Raw genomic sequence first — 17,801 nt, 5'->3', positions numbered from 1 at the left:
CGCAGCTTCACACGAAACACATAGTCAACGCACATTCATCAACTAGGATTGCGCTTCCCTATCCACATTGGAAGCGCAATGCCCGAACACTCCTCCGCAGAAGACCTGCCGCGCCGGCCGCGCCAGCCCCATGGCACCATCGCCTTTGTTGCGCTGTTCGGGGTGGTGCTGCCCATAGCCGCATTGCTGTTCGAATCATTCACCGGCATGTGCCGCCAGATCTTCTTCGATCCCCTGCCAACGCCGCTTCACTTCATCCTCTACGCCACGATACCGCTGGCAAATGCGCGGCTTCTGCTGGCGCTCGTGCGCGGCGAAGCCGTGCCGCCGCGCTGGGCCTTGCTGCACACCTTCTCTGCCGGCGTGGCCGTGTTTTACAGCCTGGTGTTCCTGCCGATATCCCCCATTGCAGCAATCGCGATTATCGCCTTCGGCATCGGACTGCTCGGGCTTTCGCCGATGCTTGCCCTGCTATGCGCCGTCTTTGCCCGCAAGGCTTTGAAATCTCGCAGCGGCCAGCCGCCCGGCAAGCTATGGAAAGGCATAGCGCTCGCCTTTCTTGTACTGCTGGCGATTGATGCCCCTTCCACTTTGACACGGATAGGCATGCAGATGGCCGCATCGGATTCTGCCGCGACCCGGCTGCGCGGCATCCAGCTCCTGCGCAAGGCCGGCGATGAAAAAATGATGCTGCGCCTTTGCTACCGGCAGGCGGGGCAAGCGACCGACTTGCTCGGCACCCTGTTCACCAGCCAGACGGAGAGCGACCCGGAGCAAGCAAGAACCACCTTCTATCGGGTGACGGGCACCGTGTTCAATTCCCATCCCGCCCCACTGCACCGCTCGATGCGCGATTGGGAGCGCACTTTCGACAATGACCGGGGAGGCACCAGTGTAGGCCAGCGCGTCAACGACATAGCCCTTGTGGCCTCGCGCATGGATGGCTCGATCGATGCCAATGCCGCGCTGGGCTACATGGAATGGACCATGGAGTTCCACAACAAGTCACCGGGCCAGCAGGAAGGCCGGGCCGAAATCGCCTTGCCGCCGGGCGGCGTAGTTTCGCGCGCAACGCTTTGGATTGACGGTGAGGAGCGTGAGGCTGCCTTCGGCGGCCGCGCACAAGTGCGCGAGGCCTACGCAAAAGTGGTCAGGCAGAGCCGCGATCCATTGCTGGTCACCACGGCGGGCAACGACCGGGTGCTGGTGCAGCTGTTCCCGATTCCTCCTTCGGGCAACATGAAAATCCGCCTGGGCATCACCGTTCCCATGGCTCCTCCCGCGCAAGGCGCGATGCATCTCCAGCTGCCGGCTTTCAGCGAACGCAACTTCGACCTGGCCCCGGACCTGCGCCACGCGGTTTGGTTCGAATCGACGGCCCCTTTGAAAGGCAGCCCTGGACTGAATGCACAAGCGGGTCCCCGCGACCTGTATGCCGTCCGTGGCGAGCTGGAAGAGCCGTCGCCATGGCAGCCGATGCACACGGTCTGGGCGCCCGCTAGCCGTCCGGCAGCGCTGGCCTGGAGCCCCGACCAGATAAGCAATGACGGAAAGATCGTCGTCCAGAAGTTCAGCGAAACCGCAGCCATGCCGCCCCAGCGGGTTGCCGTGGTCATTGACGGCTCCTTGTCCATGCAGCAGCGCAAACGCCAGCTGCTTGAAGGGCTGGCATCCTTGCCCGCAAACAGCGAGATGGCCGTGGTATTTGCCGACGATGAAAAGCCGGCGCTGTTCCTTCATAACAGCGCCAACTCGCTCCTCACGCGCCAGTACCTCGCGCAGCTGGAATTCAAAGGCGGACGCGATAACAGCGAAGCACTGGGCGCGGCGTGGGACTGGGCTGCCATGTCGTCACGCGGCGCGATCGTATGGATACATGGCGCACAACCGCTGGCATCGCAGTCGGCTGAAGCCTTGCGGCAGCGCTTTGAACGCCGTGCAAGCCAGGTTGCCCTGTATGACCTGGCGCTGGAGCGTGGGCCCAACGAGATTGCCCAGCAACTCAAGGGAGTAAGCGCTGTACCCGGCTTCGGCAACGTGGGCGATGACCTGCGCAAGCTGTTGGCGCAGTGGCAACCGGGAGCCACGCAAACGGTCCTGTCCCGCGAGCGCCGCAGCGGCAGCGGCATGCCGCTATCCAGCCGTAGCTCCCAGCACCTGGTTCGGTTGTGGGCAGCAAACGAAGTCACTGCCATGAGCGCGGACCCGGGCCGGAGCGGCGCTGCCGTCACGCTGGCCACGCGCTACCAGCTGGTCACTGCCGTTTCCGGCGCCGTCGTGCTGGAAACACGCGAGCAATATAAGGATGCGGGCCTGGAGCCAGTGCCGCCTGGCAGCGTGCCAACCATTCCGGAACCGGAAACCTGGGCCATGATCATGGTAGCGGCCCTCATGCTGGCATGGCATCGCCGCTACCGCAGCCAATGAAGCTGCCGCCATTTTCGCTGCTGCTGGCCGCCTTATGCCTGGCGTTCTGGCCAGCCCTGCACTGGTTCGTAGCCGGAACCTTGGATGGATCGAACGACAGTGCCGGGCTGCTGGCCATTGCCGCTGCTGCCGCCAGCATCGCTTTGACGCCGAAACGCGCTGCCTTGGCCCGTCCGCTACTGCTGCCGAGCGCATGCCTGGCCGCCTACCTCGCCGCCACTGCATGCCACGTTCCTGTTCCGGCTCGCTCCCTGGTTTTTGCGCTGGCGCTCACCACGCTGGCCAGCAGCCTGCGGCTGGGCAAGCGTTTTGACATGGCCTTGTTCGCGCTGTGCATCCTGGCGCTGCCGTTTGCGGCGACCTTGCAGTTCTACCTGGGTTATCCACTGCGCGTTATCGCTGGCGACCTGTCGGTATTCCTGCTGCGCATGAACGGCATCGCGGTCGCGCGCGAGGGCGCCATGCTGGCATGGCACGGACAACTGGTTGCCATCGATGCTCCTTGCAGTGGCGTAAAAATGCTGTGGGCCGGACTGCTGCTGGCCGCCACCTTGGCTGGCGCAGTCCGGCTGTCGTCCTTGCGTACGGCCGCCGCCCTGATGCTGGCAATCGTCGCCGTCGTCGCCGCCAACGCCGTCCGCGCCACGGCACTGTTCTATATGGAGGCCGGCATCGTGCAGCTGCCCGCTACAGCCCATGGCGCCATCGGTATTGTCAGTTTTGCTGCCGCGGGTGCAGGTATCCTCTTCATGACCCGCCGCCTGGAGCCGCCCGCAGCATGAAATCGCTCGCCACCATTGCATTTGCCGGCCTATGCGCTTTAGCGTCCCTCGCGCCGCTGGCTTTCGAGAACAACGCCGGTGCCCGCGTAACCGCCGGCTTCCCGGGATGGCCCACAAGCTTCGAGGGCCGAAAGCTCACCCCGCTTCCCCTGACGCCGATCGAGACGCGCTTCCAGCAGAACTTTCCCGGCCGTGTCGGCCGTTTCAGCGATGGCGAGCGCGAAATCGTCATCCGCTGGGTGGACCAGGGCACGCGCAAGCTCCACGCAAGCAGCGACTGCTTCAAGGCGAACGGCTACGAACTTACCGTGCAGCCAGTCAAAATCGTCGGGCAAGAGCGCTGGTCCGGCTTCATTGCATCGCGGGGAACGCAAAAGCTGGAGGTTCACGAACGCATCGCCGATGCCTACGGCGGACAGTGGAGCGACGTCTCGGCATGGTATTGGGCCGCGCAACTGGGCCAAACGAAAGGCCCGTGGTGGGCCATTACCGTTGCGCAGAACGTTGGCAGCTAGTCGCCCGCCCAGCCGCCGCCCAGCGCCCGGTACAAGTCCACGCTGGCGCCCAGCAGGCGGCTGCGCAACTGGAGGCGCGTCACGTCGGCATTGAACAGGGTGCGTTGGGCATCGAGTTCTTCCAGGTAGGACGCGTAGCCATTGCGGTAGCGGTTGCGCGCAATGCGCAGCGTTTCTGCCGCCGTGGCGCGGCGGGCGTCGTTCTGCACCGTCTGCTCGCGCAGGCGCTGCAAGGCGCTCAGGCTGTTTTCAACTTCGGCAAGCGCGACGCGCACTGTTTGCTCATAGGCTACCAGCGACTGGTCGCGCTGCGCGGCGGCGGCATCGGTCTGGGCCTGTACACGGCCGCCGTCCCAGACCGGAGCCGCCAGCCCCGCGCCCACCCGCCACAGGAAGGCCGGATCATGCAGGAACTTGCTGAAATCCGTCGATTGCACGCCGCCGGTAGCGGTCAGGCGCAATGTGGGCAGTAATTGTTCGCTGGTCGCCTGCACGCCGGACTTCGCCGCGGCTACACCATGCCCGGCGCGCGCGATGTCCGGGCGTCGTTGCAGCAGGGTTGATGGCAGGCCGACCGGGATTACCGGCGGCGACAGCTCGTCCAGGGTCTTGCCGCGCGCGATCGGACCGGGGCTGCTGCCGGCCAGCAGGGACAGCGCGTTTTCCTGCTCGCTGATCTGCCGCAGCAACTGGGGCACCTGCTCTGCTGCCGCCTCGTACTCGGCCTGCGCCTGCAGCCATTCCAGGCGCGAGGTATAGCCGGTTTCAAACTGCCGCTGCGCAAGCCGGCGCGATTGCTCGCGCAAATCCAGCGTGGCGCGCGCCAGGTCAAGCTGTGCGTCAAGCCCGCGCAACTGCAGGTAGCCGTTGGCCGCCAGGGCCGCCACCGACAGTTGCGCAGCATCCGCATTGGCGCGTTCCGCGGCCAGCGATTGGGCCGCGGCTTCGCTGGCGTGAGCCAGGCGCCCCCACAAGTCGATTTCATAGGCGGCCTGGAATTCGCCTGCAAACAGGTTGGTGATGGCTGGCACGCCGTTGTAGGCCAGCGTGCGCGTGCGCACCGGAGTCAAGGTTGCACCCAGCGTCGGCGCCCGGTTCGCATCCGCTGCGGCCAGCCGGGCGCGAAACTCCGCCACCCGCAGTTGTGCCAGCCGCACATCCGTATTGTGCCGCAGTACGCGCGCCACCAGGTCCGACAGCGCCGGATCGCCATACGCCTGCCACCACTCGCGCTCCAGCGCAGCCTTTTCCATGCCGGCTGCCTGGCTACGCCATTGCGCGGGAACCGATAGCTGCGATTCAATCGGTGCGGGGATGCGCGCGGCGCAGCCAGCCAGCACCAGGGCTACCCCTGCGGCGGCAGCGCTGCGTTTCATGGCCGCGCCCCGTCCGTTTTTTCATTCAGCACCGAGGCTGTATCGATGCTGACGATCACCGACATCCCCGGGCGCAGGCGCTGTGCCAGCTTCTGGCCCTGGTCAATCTTGATGCGAACCGGAATCCGCTGCGAGATCTTGACGAAGTTGCCTGTGGCATTATCCGCCGGCAGCACGGCGAACTCGGAGCCGGTAGCGGGCGATATGCGTTCGACCTGCCCGGTCAGCGTCGCGCCGTCCAGCGCGTCGACCTTGAAGGTCGCCCCCTGCCCCACCTGCACGCCGTTCATCTGCGTTTCCTTGAGGTTGGCGATGACCCACATGTCGCGCGGCACCAGCCCCATAAGCTGGGCGCCTGAACCCACATAGGCGCCGCGCCGCACATTCACCTGCCCCAACTGTCCATCTGCCGGTGCAATGATGCGCGTGTTGTCCAGGTCCACGGTCGCGGCCTTCAGCGCCGCCTCCGCATTCGCCACCGTAGCCTCCAGCGCGCCGCGATTGACGGTGACCGACTGCGCTTGCTGCCGCGCGATATCGACATTCGCCCTGGCCTGCGCTACCGCCGCTTGCGCCTGCGCGCGGGCCGCACGCTGGGCGTCCTGCTCGCGCACCGACAGCGAGCCGTCGCCGACCAGTTGCTCCGCACGCCTGTAGTCGGCCGAGGCGCGCGCAGCTTGCGCCTGCGCGTTTGAGAGCACCGCCTCTTGCAGTGCAATGCCTGCCTTGGCGCTGGCGCGCGACTGTTCCCAGTTCGCCAGCGCTGCCTTTTGCGCAGCCAACTGGGCCTGCGCCTGCTCGAAACGCTGGCGGTAGATGCGCGAATCCAGCTCCACCAGCAAATCGCCCTTGCGAACGAACTGGAAGTCCTGCACTTTCACGTCCGCGACATAGGCCGGCAACTGCGAGCCGATCACCGTCACCTGGCCACGCACAGTGGCATTTTCGGTCGACACGATAGGGCTGGTGAAAGGCGGCAGGCGCCACGCGTACAGTACAACCAGCACACCGATCAAGGCGATCAGGGCGAAACCGACGCCCGACAGCCATTGCGCGCGCCGGTCGGGCGCAGGGGGCGCTGCGGCAGTTTCGCTTGCTGGTGGTGATGTGCTCATTGGCCCCCCGAGTTGGAAAGTGAAACCTGTGCCATGCCAGTCTGCGCATCCTGTGCCGGCGCCGCCGCCCGGGTGGCAGTGCAGACCTGCCACGCATAATGCAGGGCCATCCACGCCAGCGTGCCGCAGGCAACAAAGAAGATCATCAGGAAAACATCGTTATAGGCCAGGATATTGGCTTCCCTCGTCGCCGCCCCGCTCAGCGACGGCAGGCCGAAAGCCTGCACGCGCGCCGCCACCTGCGGGTCCTGCAGCGTCAGGTGCTCGACCAGCTGGCTCGAATGGAATTTTTCACGCACGACCTGGAAGGTGCCCACCAGCGCCGAGCCAAGCAGGCTACCCAGGTTCTGCGTCATCGAAAACATCAGCGAAAAGCTGATCAGGTTGCACGGTTGCGCAATTACGGCGCCGAAGCCCGATACGAAGATCGGCCCCAGGAAGAAAGTACCGCTGAACGCCAGCAGGAACTGGCTGAAATACATCTGCTCCGGGCGCGTCAGGCTGCTGGCCTGCGAATCGATCCACGCTCCGGCAGCCATCAGCGCCAGCGCGAACATCAGCATTGGCTGCAGCCGCTGCGGCGTGATGATCAGGGCACTGCTCAGGATGCCCAGCGCGCAACCCGCCAGGGCCACCAGCCACAAGGTTTGCATCTGGTCGTTGTTCAACCCGATCGCCTGCAGGAAGCCCACCGCACCGCCAGCTTCCGACTGCACCACGCGGATCAGCAGCACCGAGATCGCCAGGCGTGTCATGCTGGTTGTGGTCAGCCAGCGCGTGTTGAGCAGGGGCTTGCGGCGGTTATGTTCGATTGCCACCGCCGCCGTGAACAGCACGATGAAGGCCACCAGCGCCCAGCCGATCCAGCGCGCTTCGAACCACCACACCGTGCGGCCCAGCGCCAGCACCGCGCACAGGAAAGCGACTCCGGGCGCAAACAGTGCAAAAGTCACGAAGTCCATCTTCTCGAATGCTTTCACGCGGTCGCCCGGAGGAAGCTTGAGCAGCAGCACGCAGCCGAAGGACACCAAGGCCATGCCCAGTTCAAACGAGTACAAGCCGCGCCATTCGCCGATGGACAGCAGTTCGGAGGAAAAGATGCGCGCCAGCGGCAGCGATAATTGCGCAAAGCCGATGCCCAGCACCACGCCTTTCAAGCGGTGCTGCGCTGGAAAAGCCTGCAGCACGTAGTACAGCCCCAGCACCGTCAGTGCTGCGCCGCTGATGCCGTGCGCCGCGCGCACTGCAATGGCCGACGCCAGGCCGTGCACGAACAGGTGGGCCACCGTAACCACGGCATACAGCAGCAGGAACAACTCCGTGAACAGGCGCAGGCCGAACTGCTGGCGGAACTTCACCAGCAGCAGGTTCATGGAGACATTGCCCATGACGTAGGCCGCCGGCAGCCACTGGATTTCCGCGCTGGTCACGCCCAGCGATCCCTGGGCATACACCAGGTTGACCGTCACCAGCGCGTTACCGAGGCCGCCGGTCAGCGCCACCACCAGACCTACCAGCAGGAAGGCCAGCCGCTTGGGCGCCGAGTGCAGCGGCGTAGAGGGAGAGCCCGGCAACAGCGGGCGCTCGTGAGGCAGCCATTTTTGTTGGGCGTACTCATCCATTGGGCTAGTCTACACCGCCCCAGGGTGGCTGCCTATATTCATACAACCGGCGGATCGGTCTCCCTGTCGAACACGCGCGGGCCGGCCAGGGCCGCGATGAATGCCGCCAGCGCCGGCTGCAAGTCGGCCGGCGCCGTTCCCACCAGGCCCGGGTCGGGGGCGCCGCCCGGCAAGGTCGCTGGAATTCCCGCCGCCGCCAGCAGCGTTGCGCCGGCCCCGACCACCATCAAAGGCTTGCAGTGACGGTATTGCAGGGTCACGAACTCCACTGCCAGCGCGTTGGCGGCCAGTGCCTCGGCTGCCGCACTCCCGTCCGGCACCACGACAGCATCGAACAGCACCGCCGGCCCGGTCTCCAGCGACATATCGGCTTCCAGGCCACCGACCAGGCCGACATGCGGCGCCACCAGACGCGTGACCGCCCCCTGCGCTTCCAGCTCGGCCTGCAGCGCATCCACCATGGCCTCGTCGCAGCCGGCGGCAACCAGCAGCGCCACCTTGCGCCCATGGACACCGGCCTGGCCCGGCCGCGCCATCAGCGACAGCGCCGGCGACGGCTGGTAGGTGGGCAGCTCGCCCGTGGTAGCCATCGGTTGCGGATCCGGCGCCTTGGTGCCGAGGCGCAGCGCCACCATATCCGCCAGCGCCGCATCGACATTGACCAGCATGGACAGGGTGCGTTCGCGGATCGCCGGCACCTGCACCTTGCTCAATTCGAAACTGAAAGCATGGGCGATGTGCATCTGCTCGACCGGCGTCTGGCTTTGCCAGAACAGGCGCGCCTGTGAATAGTGGTCGGCGAACAGCTCCGGCTTGCCGCGCACCTTATCTTCCTGCATCGGCTCGGGGAAGGACATGAAGCCCATGCGGCCGGCCTGGAACGGGCAACCGCCGCCCAGCGAGTTCGGTTCATAGGCAACGCGGCCGCGATGGATAGCCTGCCGGTGCATGCCGTCGCGCTGGTTGTTGTGCACTTGCGCGAGCGGCGCATTGATCGGGATTTCGTGGAAGTTCGGCCCGCCCAGTCGGCTGATCTGGGTATCCACGTAGGAATGGATGCGCCCCGCCAGCAATGGATCGTTGCTGAAATCGATCCCGGGAACCACATGCGCGGCGCAGAACGCCACCTGCTCCGTCTCGGCAAAGAAATTGTCCGGGTTACGGTCCAGCACCATGCGCCCGACTACCTGCAGCGGCACCAGTTCTTCCGGTACGATCTTGGTCGGGTCCAGCACGTCGAAGGGGAATTCGGCCGCTTCTTCTTCCGTGAAGACCTGCAGCGCCAGCTCCCACTCGGGGTATTCGCCCATCTCGATCGATTCCCACAGGTCGCGCCGGTGGAAGTCGGGATCGGCGCCGGAGATGCGCACCGCCTCGTCCCACACCAGGGAATAGGTGCCCTGCCTGGGCAGCCAGTGGAATTTGACGAAGCGCGACTGTCCCGCCGCATTCACCAGGCGGAAGGTATGCACGCCAAATCCCTGCATGGTGCGGAAGCTGCGCGGGATCGCCCGGTCCGACATCACCCACATCAGCATGTGCATGGATTCCGGCATCAGGGACACGAAATCCCAGAAGGTGTCATGCGCGCTGGCCGCCTGCGGCATCGCGCTGTGCGGCTCGGGCTTTACCGCATGCACCAGGTCCGGGAATTTCATCGCGTCCTGGATGAAGAAAACCGGGATGTTATTGCCGACCAGGTCCCAGTTGCCTTCATCGGTATAGAACTTGACCGCGAAGCCGCGCACGTCGCGTGCGGTGTCGGTGGAACCGCGCTCGCCGGCGACAGTGGAAAAACGCACAAACACCGGTGTGCGCTTGCCGGCGGCCGCGAATGGCGAGGCGCGCGTCAGTTCGGACAATTCGCTGTAGCACTCGAAATACCCATGCGCAGCGGAGCCGCGTGCATGCACTACCCGTTCGGGAATCCGCTCGTGGTCGAAGTGCGTGATCTTCTCGCGCAGGATGAAGTCTTCCAGCAGCGCGGGGCCGCGCAAGCCGGCCTTCAAGGAATTCTGGTTGTCCGATACGGGCACGCCCTGGTTGGTAGTGAGCGGGCGGCCGGCGGCATCGGTACGCAGCCGGTCGAGCGGGCCGTTGCCGGGATTGACACCCTGCGGCGGCACGCCCGCGCCGGCCTTGGGCGAAGCGGCGCTTTCGCTCGCGCTGCTGGCTGTTTCCAGCGGGTCCGCAGGGCTGGTATTGGCCCCTGTGGACGGTATGCCGGCGCCGTGCTCCGCAGCCTTGTTAACGTTATAGGGAAACTGCGCGGCCAGTCCAGCGCCGCGTTTAGCCGGGTCAGGTTTGCTTGTGGGCACGGCGCGCTCCCCGGCTTAGTGCTTACGCGTACCGAGCAGCTTGGAGACAGCGTAGCCAGCGGCCAGCGCTACCAGCAACGATTTGCCGGGGCTCTGGCGCACATAATTGCGGCCGGATTCCGCAAATCGTTTATAGGCAGCGTTCAACTGGTCGCCTTTGACGCCTACCTGGTCGGTGATGCTGGTGATATTGTCGGCTACTTTATCGATGGTGCTGTGCATGCCGGCGCGCAGGTCTTTGGCTGGGTTTTCGCTGCGGGTGATGTTGTTATCCATGATCGGGTTCCTCGTCGTTAGGGTTGCAGTGGAAGGGTCAAGATAAGGCTGCACGCCTGCGCCCACCGTGCGCCACCTAACGATGCGCGGCCGCGATTTCTGGCAACCTGCAATTGTCCCCGTTGAAAGGTGCCGCGTGATTCCTATCGACCCTGTCAGCAGTGCCACCACTGTCACTCCGGCAACGCTGGGCGATCGTGTGGCGCCTGCCACCGCCACCCCGCCGCCCGCCGAAACGGCACCTTCGGTGTCTTCGCTGGGCCTGTTCCTGTCCAACCTGGTGCTGGCGCAGCGGCGCTTGCGCGAGCTTGCCGCCAATGGTGGCGATGCGGCGGCGTTCGCCGCGGCGGCACGGCAGCTTGTCGATAACGCGAATGCCAATGCGCCGCCTTCGCTGGCAGCGGTCTTGACATCGCAGCAGGCGGCGCTCGGCCGGGCTGGCATCGATGTCGCCAGCGGCGGCACGCTTTCGGCGGATGAGGATTCATTGACTGCAGCATTCAATGCGGCACCGCAGCGCGCCTTGTCCGCGCTGGGCGAGGCGGCCGCAGTCGTCGGCGATGCTGCGGCCGCGCTGCAGCCCGATGCCGCCGCGCAGGAGTTGGCGACACCCTCCCCCAACCTGGCCGAACTGACTACGCAGCAGCGCGTTGCCGCCGATCAATTGTTGGAGGCGCGCCAAGTTGCGGGCGCGGCCCTGGCTGCCGATGAGCTTAACGATACGCAACAGCAGCGCCTGGCCGAGGCACAGGCCGCAACGACACGGCAACTGGAGAGTACGCGCGAGCAAGACCTGGCAGCCCAGGCCCTGGCTGATCGCCTCAATGCCGAACGCCGCGCGGCGCTGCAGGAAGCAGAGGCCGGCCAGCTGGGCCGCACCCGCGCCGAACGCGCCGCTGCCGACCGCCTCGACACCGCGCGCCGCCTGGTCGCCGAGCAGGCCGGAACACTTGAGTCGGAACAAGCCGTTGCTGCACGGCTGGCCCTGGCGCGCCAGCAAGCCGCGACCGCCAATGCCGAAGCCGGGAACGCAGCGACGAACGATGCGCGCACAGCCCTGGCGCGCCAACAGGCAGCGGCCACCAACGCCGCGGCAGAAGCCAGCGCAGCCGGCGAGGCGCGCCTTGCCCGCGATCGCCAGCAAGCCCTGGCCGCCGAAGCGCGCCTGGCCCGGACCGGCCAGCAAGGCGCTGGCGCCCCTGCCTCGACAGCCAGTGACGAAGCGACACCCGCCGCGCTGGAAGCCAGGGCTGCGGAAGCCGCGACGACTGCCGCACGCACGCGACAGGTCCGGAGCAATGCCACTGCAGCAGAGGCAAGACGTATGGAAGACGACGCCGAACGCACCCGCGCAGCCGCGGCCACCCAAGCACTGTCCCTGCAAGACCGCCTGACCGCACAGCGCCTGGAGGACGCGCGCGACGTCACCCGCGACCTCGAAATCGAACAAACCGAATTGCGCCTCGAAGCGCGCAGGCAAGCCTTGCGCGAAGCACAGGCCGCCGCCCAGGCCGCTGCAACCCTGGCAAGCAACGCTGCCATTGCGCCGCCCGGCGCGCCGCCCAACCCGGCCACCGCTGGCGCCCCGGCAGCACCAGACGGCACAGTTACGCCAGGCAACACGGCGATCCGCCCAGCGGAGGCCGCCATCAGCGCCGCCGGCCCGCAAGTCAGCGGCGCCACGGCCACCGGCATCGCGGCCGGCCCGGGTCCAGGGGCAGCGGCAGGCACCGGTATCGGTATCGGCCAGCCTACGCTCACCGCCGCGGCAACGGCGTCTGCCGCCGCTGCCGCGCAGGAAGCCAGCACCGCAGCCGAACGCGCGGCCCAGGCTGCCGAGGCGGCACGCCGCGCCGCAGCCCCGGCTTCGCTGCAAACCCAGCGCCAGCAAGCCACCGACCCGGCCATTGCGGCCGCCGTGGCAGCCTACCGTACCGGCGATATCGCGGCGGCGGCAGGTCGCCCACCTGCCACCGCACCCGCCATCGAGGCAGTTCCGGCACCGGTGGCCGTGCCCGCCACCACGCCGGTCGCCCCGGTCCAGTCCCGCCCCGTCCAGCGCGCCGGCGAAGCGGCAACCGGACGCGGTACCGGCACGGGCACGGGCGCGCAACCCGGGGGTGGACGCGCCGGCGCAGCGGCCGGCGAGACTGCCGGCGAGACTGGCGGCGGGACAACGGGCGGCGGCACGCCCGGCGAAGGTGCGTTGGCCCGCAACGGGCCAGCACCCGGCGCCGCAGCTGCAACGGGAACGGCACCCGCCCTCGGCAGCCGAATCGACAACAATGCCTGATCTGCAAGAGAAACGTTGCGCCCTCGCACTACCTGCTGCGCAATTTGCTAGCCCGCCCTGCCAGACCCCTGCATAATCAGGCGCATGATTTCCCACGCCCGGCGCCGCCTGCTGCGCACCGCCCCACTGCTCCTGGCCAGCGCCCTTGGCTTGCCTGCCAAGGCCGAGCCGCAGCCGGTCACGCTGATTGTGGGCGAATCGCTGGACGAAAGCGGCAAGGTCAAACCGCTGCGCCCATGGCAACGCGAACTGTTCGAATACCTGGAGGCCGAACTGGGCGTCAAATTCCAGGTCCGCCTGTACCCCTGGGCCCGTGCCGAACGCAATGCCCGCAACGGCGCGGGGCTGGTCTTCGGCCTGCCCAAGAACCCCGAGCGCCTGCGCGAGCTGCGCTACAGCGAAGCCGCCGTCAGCAACACGCTCTGGATCGTCACCCGCAGCGACGCCACCTTTCCGTTTGCATCGCTGGCCGACCTGAAAGGCAAGTCCGTCGGCGCCGTACGCGGCTATGGCTACGGCGCCGAGTTCGAACAATCGCGTAACAAATTGTTTCGCGTCGAAGAGGACATCCCCTCGCGCGCGACCCGCCTGCAGCGCCTTTTCCTGAAACGGGTGGACGCTGTGCTGCTTTACCAGCCAGGCTGGCAGAATGCAGCAGAAGTGGAAGCCGAACTGCGTACCTTTGCCGCCCCGCTGGCGCGCGAGCTGTCGCTGCCGCAAGGCCTGACCCTCAGCGTGCTGCCGCATCCGCTGCAGGTCGGGAACCAGCAGTTCTTCGCCATGTCGAAGGGCAAGGATGAAGGACTGATCGACCGTATCAACGCCGCCCTTGCACGGCAGCAGAAGCCCGCCTCGCTCCCGAAGACCCGTCGAGCGCCATGATGCGGTGCGGCTTGCCGCGCGGCCCGGATTGTGGATAATCACGCCATCGACAAATAAAGGGAGACCCCTCGATGAAGCTGAAGCACTCGGTAAGCGCGGTGGCGCTGCTGGCAATGGCCGCTGGCGCCTGCGCGCAGGACACGGTGGTAAAGATCGGCCATAGCGGCCCACTGTCCGGCGCACAAGCGTTTTCCGGCAAAGACAATGAAAACGGCGCCCGCCTGGCCGTCGAGGAACTGAACGCCAAACCGATCACCGTCGGCGGCAAGAAAATCAAATTCGAGCTGATGTCGGAAGACGACCAGGGCGACCCGAAAGCTGGCGTCTCGGCCGCACAGAAGCTGGCCGATGCCGGCGTCAAATACGTGGTCGGCCCATACAACTCCGGCGTCGCCATCCCGGCATCGCGCATCTACAACGAAGCGGGTACCCTGATCGCACCGGTGGCGACCAACCCGAAGTTAACGCAACAAGGTTACAAGAACATCTTTCGCATCAACGCCAGCGACACCCAGCTCGGCTCCAGGATGGCGCTCTACGCTGCCAATGAGCTGAAGGTGAAGAACGTCGCCGTGATCGACGACCGCACCGCCTTCGGCCAGGGCCTGGCGGAAGAATTCAAGAAGCAGGCGCGCGCTTCCGGTATGCAGGTCGCGGGCCACGAGTACACCACCGACAAGGCGGTCGACTTCACCGCCATCCTGACCAAGCTGAAGTCGAAGAACGTGCAGGCCGTCTTCTTCGGCGGCTACGCGCCACAAGGCGCCCCGATGGCGCGCCAGATGAAGCAACTGGGCATCCAGGCCAAACTGCTGGGCGGCGACACCATCTGCACCGCGGAGATGGGCAAGCTGGGCAGCGACGCCGTCGGCGACAACGTGCTGTGCGCCCAGGGCGGAGCGCTGCTGGAGAAGGCGGCTTCCGGCCCGGCCTTCAAGGCGAAGTTCAAGAAGCGCTTCAACGCCGAACCCGACGTCTACGCTTCGGCCTACTACGACGCCGTGCTGATGTACGCAGCGTCGATGCAGAAGGTGAATTCCATCGACCCTGTCAAGGTTGGCGCCGATATCTCGGCTGGCAGCTACAAGGGCGTTTCGGGCACCTACGCGTTTGATGCCAAGGGCGATATGAAGTCTTCGCCGGTGACCATCTTCAACTTCAAGAACGGCCAGCCGGCTGCGATTTCGAGCTACTAAGGAATTCCCATAATTCCTGCGCGACCGGTCCATGCGGCCGGTCGTTGCGGCGCGCCGCCACCAGCTCTTCCACGCTTCCCGGCAGGTACCTGCCGGCGATCGACAGCAGACTCCCCTCTTCCAGCTCGCGCTCCACCAGGAAGCGCGGCAAATGGCCCCAGGCCAGGCCTTGCAGGATGATCTCTTTCTTCATTTGCTGGTCCGGCACCGAACACTGGTGCGCGCCTTCGACCATGAAGTAGTCTTTGCCCGGCGTATGGCGCGCGGTGTCGCGGATCACGCATTGGGTGTACCCGCGCAATTGCACCGGCTTGATCGCACCGCTGGCGGGGAAGCGCAGGAAGCCCGGCGCCACCACCGGCACGAAGGGGATCCTGGACAATGGCATCCATTCGATGCGCGGATCGCCCTGGTCGACGCCGTGCACGATCAGGTCCGCATCGCCGTCGTATAACCGCTCGATCGGGCCGGTAACCGCCTCGACCTGCACGTGCAGGCGTGTTGCCGGGCGGTTGCGGAAGAATGCGGCCAGTGTCGCCAGCACTTCGCGCTGCGGGCACATATCGCCGATGACCACCCGCAGTTCATCCTCCTGGCCCATGGCCAGTTGCTGGGCATGCACCTGCAGCCCGCTCAACTCGGTCAGCGTGGCCTGCGCCTTGCGGTGGAAGGACTTGCCCGCCGCGGTCAACGTGACGCGGTAGCCGCTGCGGTCCAGCAGTTGCAGGCCGGTTTGCCGCTCCAGGCGCGTCACCGCCGCGTGCACCGCCGGATGGGAGCGATGCAGCAGCTCCGCGGCAGGCTGGAAGCCGCCGCTGCGGGCCACCGCGTCGAAACATTGCAGGTCGTGCAGGGTGAATGTGCTCAATGTCCATTTTCCTTACAAAGATATGCCGATCTTTATAATATATTTTTCCGGCAAGCGCACCTAAGATCCGGTCCATCAACTGCTTTTTGAAAGGACCTGCATCATGTACATCACCACCGGCGACAATGTGCGCATTGCTTACCGCTTCGACGGCTCGGAAAACCTGCCCGTCCTGATCCTGTCCAATTCGATCGGTACCAGCTACCACATGTGGGATGGCGAAGTGGCTGCGCTGTCGCAGCATTTCCGCGTACTGCGCTTCGACACGCGCGGCCACGGCGCATCGGATGTGCCGGCCGGCGACTATTCCCTCGACCGCCTGGGCCGCGACGTGCTCGAGATGATGGATGCCCTCGGCATCCGGCGCGCGCACTTCCTCGGTCTCTCGCTGGGCGGCTTCATCGGCCAATGGCTGGCCATCCATACCCCCGAACGGGTGGCGCGCCTGGTCTTGGCCAATACCGCCGCCAACCTGGGACCGGAAGGCTTTGACGAGCAGATCGCAAGCGTGCGCGCCGCAAGCGACATGCACGATACCGCCGAGGGCTTCCTTGCGCGCTGGTTCCCGGCGCATATGCTTGCCGCGCAACGCCCGCCGGTCGGCAAGTTCCGCGAGATGCTGCTGGCGACGACACGCCAAGGCCTTGCCGCCAGCCTGGCGGCAGTGCGCGACGCGGACCTGCGCCGTACCATCAGGCTGATTGAAGCCCCGACCCTGGTCATTGCCGGTCGCGACGACACTGTGACATCGGCCCGGCACGGCGCCGACATCGCGGCGGCCATCCCCGGCGCACGCCTGCTGACCCTGCCGACCGTCCACCTGTCGAACATTGAATTGCCGGAGCAATTCAGCGCCGCAGTACTGGACTTCCTGCGCCCAGCTGCCCTCGCTTAGGCAGCGGGCAGCGAGGGATCATTCAGCGGCACGCTGCGCAGGCGCTTGCACAGGCCCAGCATCGCCAGGCCCAGTATGCCCGCGGTGGCGCCGAGCACGAAGATGCCTGCCGTGGCCGACAGCAGCTTGCCCAGCAGCCCAATGCCGATCGTGGCCAGCGAGTCGCCGGCCGCATCCTGCGCTGCCCACAGGCCGTTGACGCGCCCCAGGTAGTGGTCCGGCGTGTGGCCCTGTACCAGTCCGTACTGCAGCAGCGATGCAATCGACACGCAATAGCCGAAGCAGGCCAGCAGCGCCAGTATCAAGGGGAATGCCGGCTGGGCGCCGAGCAGCATCAGGCAGGCGAACGCGGCAAGGCTGGCTGCAATCATGGCCTGCCCTGGACGCTGCAGGCGCTCGGTCCAGCCGCTGAGGATGGAGCCCAGCGTGGCGCCCAGCGACACCGCGGAGTACATCAGGCCCAGTTCCAGCGCCCCCGGCGCCATGGCCGGGAACAGCACCCGTACCGCCGTGGTCAGCGTCACCAGCGTGCCGACCAGCAACGTCGCCGCCAGCACCGGGCTGGTTGACAGGAAACGTACGCCGTCTGCCAGCGCGCGCAAGGGATGCTCGTCACTGGCATGCTGCGGCAGCATCGCGGGCAGGCGCAGCAAGGGCAGCAGCGTCAGCCCGGTGCCGATGGCGGCAATGGCGTAGGCCCAACCCACATCGGTGGCGGCAATCAGCGTGCCGCCGATGGCGGGCGAGATCACCGTCGCCAGCCGCATCGAGACCATGCTCACCGCGCGCGCCTGCATCAGGTTTTCGCGGCCGACGATGGCCGGCATGCAGGCCAGCAGCGCTGTCACGCCAAGGGCGCCGAAGAAGCCATCCCAGGCCGACAGCAGGCAGACCGCCCATAACGAGGGCGCCGGCAGCCAGGCATTGGCTGCCAGGCCGACAAAACCCAAACCGCAGATGGCGCGCGCCAGCAATATCAGCTTGCGGCGGTCGTAGCGGTCGGCCAGCACGCCGCCCAGCAGCAGGCCGGCAAACATGCCGCCCCCTTCCAGCGCCAGCGCCAGCCCCACCTGCAGGCTGTCGCCGGTCAGCGCAAACACCTGCATCGGCACCGCCACCGACAGCATGCCAAGTCCCAGCAGCGAAATGGTGCGGGCGATGAAGACGCTGCGGAAATCGCGGTTGCGCCGCAGCAGGCCAAGGTCGACAAACATTTTCATACTCATTTTCTTTCTA

14 protein-coding genes are annotated in these 17,801 nt (G+C 66.1%); 7 read left to right on the top strand and 7 right to left on the bottom strand.

Annotated elements, in window-relative coordinates; all coding sequences use genetic code 11:
* Window positions 1–78 precede the first annotated feature (78 nt).
* The 3 genes from ASD07_RS12115 to ASD07_RS12105 are packed head-to-tail and all read left to right on the top strand — an operon-like array spanning window position 79 to window position 3,724.
* On the top strand, window positions 79–2,427 hold the full coding sequence (locus tag ASD07_RS12115) for a VIT domain-containing protein (RefSeq protein ID WP_055929993.1): 2,349 nt from the start codon (window positions 79–81) through the stop codon (window positions 2,425–2,427).
* Complete coding sequence (locus tag ASD07_RS12110) at window positions 2,424–3,209, top strand: archaeosortase/exosortase family protein (RefSeq protein WP_055929989.1); 786 nt, start codon at window positions 2,424–2,426, stop codon at window positions 3,207–3,209. Before ASD07_RS12115 ends, ASD07_RS12110 begins: the two co-directional genes overlap by 4 nt.
* A complete protein-coding gene (locus ASD07_RS12105) occupies window positions 3,206–3,724 on the top strand; it encodes a hypothetical protein (RefSeq protein ID WP_055929987.1) in 519 nt (172 codons plus the stop codon). Before ASD07_RS12110 ends, ASD07_RS12105 begins: the two co-directional genes overlap by 4 nt.
* Here ASD07_RS12105 and ASD07_RS12100 read toward each other — a convergent pair.
* From ASD07_RS12100 to ASD07_RS12080, 5 genes are read right to left on the bottom strand one after another with little or no spacing between them, the layout of a single operon-like run.
* Window positions 3,721–5,100, bottom strand: a complete 1,380-nt coding sequence (locus ASD07_RS12100) for an efflux transporter outer membrane subunit (protein WP_055929984.1) — start codon at window positions 5,098–5,100, stop codon at window positions 3,721–3,723. The genes ASD07_RS12105 and ASD07_RS12100 overlap by 4 nt on opposite strands.
* Window positions 5,097–6,215, bottom strand: coding sequence for an HlyD family secretion protein (locus tag ASD07_RS12095; protein WP_055929981.1), 1,119 nt, complete (start codon window positions 6,213–6,215; stop codon window positions 5,097–5,099). Before ASD07_RS12095 ends, ASD07_RS12100 begins: the two co-directional genes overlap by 4 nt.
* The gene (locus tag ASD07_RS12090) at window positions 6,212–7,837 is read right to left on the bottom strand and encodes an MFS transporter (protein WP_055929978.1); all 1,626 of its coding nucleotides are present in this window, start codon (window positions 7,835–7,837) and stop codon (window positions 6,212–6,214) included. The genes ASD07_RS12095 and ASD07_RS12090 overlap by 4 nt, the downstream gene beginning before the upstream one ends.
* A gap of 38 nt (window positions 7,838–7,875) precedes the next feature.
* Window positions 7,876–10,155 (bottom strand): catalase, encoded by a 2,280-nt coding sequence (locus ASD07_RS12085; RefSeq protein WP_082507276.1) that lies wholly within the window; start codon window positions 10,153–10,155, stop codon window positions 7,876–7,878.
* Window positions 10,156–10,170: 15 nt separating this feature from the next.
* Window positions 10,171–10,431, bottom strand: coding sequence for a hypothetical protein (locus ASD07_RS12080; RefSeq protein ID WP_055929975.1), 261 nt, complete (start codon window positions 10,429–10,431; stop codon window positions 10,171–10,173).
* Window positions 10,432–10,567: 136 nt separating this feature from the next.
* Between ASD07_RS12080 and ASD07_RS12075 the strand changes: the two genes are divergently transcribed.
* From ASD07_RS12075 to ASD07_RS12065, 3 genes are all read left to right on the top strand, one after another.
* Window positions 10,568–12,724, top strand: coding sequence for a hypothetical protein (locus ASD07_RS12075; protein WP_055929972.1), 2,157 nt, complete (start codon window positions 10,568–10,570; stop codon window positions 12,722–12,724).
* 84 nt (window positions 12,725–12,808) lie between these two features.
* Window positions 12,809–13,606, top strand: a complete 798-nt coding sequence (locus ASD07_RS12070; protein WP_055929969.1) for an ABC transporter substrate-binding protein — start codon at window positions 12,809–12,811, stop codon at window positions 13,604–13,606.
* A gap of 71 nt (window positions 13,607–13,677) precedes the next feature.
* Entirely contained in the window at window positions 13,678–14,802 is a 1,125-nt protein-coding gene (locus ASD07_RS12065) for a branched-chain amino acid ABC transporter substrate-binding protein (protein WP_055929966.1), read from the top strand.
* Here ASD07_RS12065 and ASD07_RS12060 read toward each other — a convergent pair.
* Window positions 14,765–15,670, bottom strand: a complete 906-nt coding sequence (locus ASD07_RS12060) for a LysR family transcriptional regulator (RefSeq protein ID WP_055929963.1) — start codon at window positions 15,668–15,670, stop codon at window positions 14,765–14,767. The two genes, ASD07_RS12065 and ASD07_RS12060, sit on opposite strands and share 38 nt — an antisense overlap.
* Window positions 15,671–15,773: 103 nt before the next feature.
* Between ASD07_RS12060 and pcaD the strand changes: the two genes are divergently transcribed.
* Complete coding sequence (pcaD, locus tag ASD07_RS12055; protein WP_055929960.1) at window positions 15,774–16,565, top strand: 3-oxoadipate enol-lactonase; 792 nt, start codon at window positions 15,774–15,776, stop codon at window positions 16,563–16,565.
* Here the strand turns inward: pcaD and entS are convergent.
* Entirely contained in the window at window positions 16,562–17,791 is a 1,230-nt protein-coding gene (gene entS / locus ASD07_RS12050) for an enterobactin transporter EntS (RefSeq protein WP_229207125.1), read from the bottom strand. The two genes, pcaD and entS, sit on opposite strands and share 4 nt — an antisense overlap.
* Window positions 17,792–17,801 lie beyond the last annotated feature (10 nt).

The sequence above is a fragment of the Duganella sp. Root336D2 genome (genome assembly GCF_001425005.1).
Lineage (GTDB): Bacteria > Pseudomonadota > Gammaproteobacteria > Burkholderiales > Burkholderiaceae_D > Rugamonas.
This window is presented reverse-complemented; position numbering and strand designations above follow the sequence as displayed.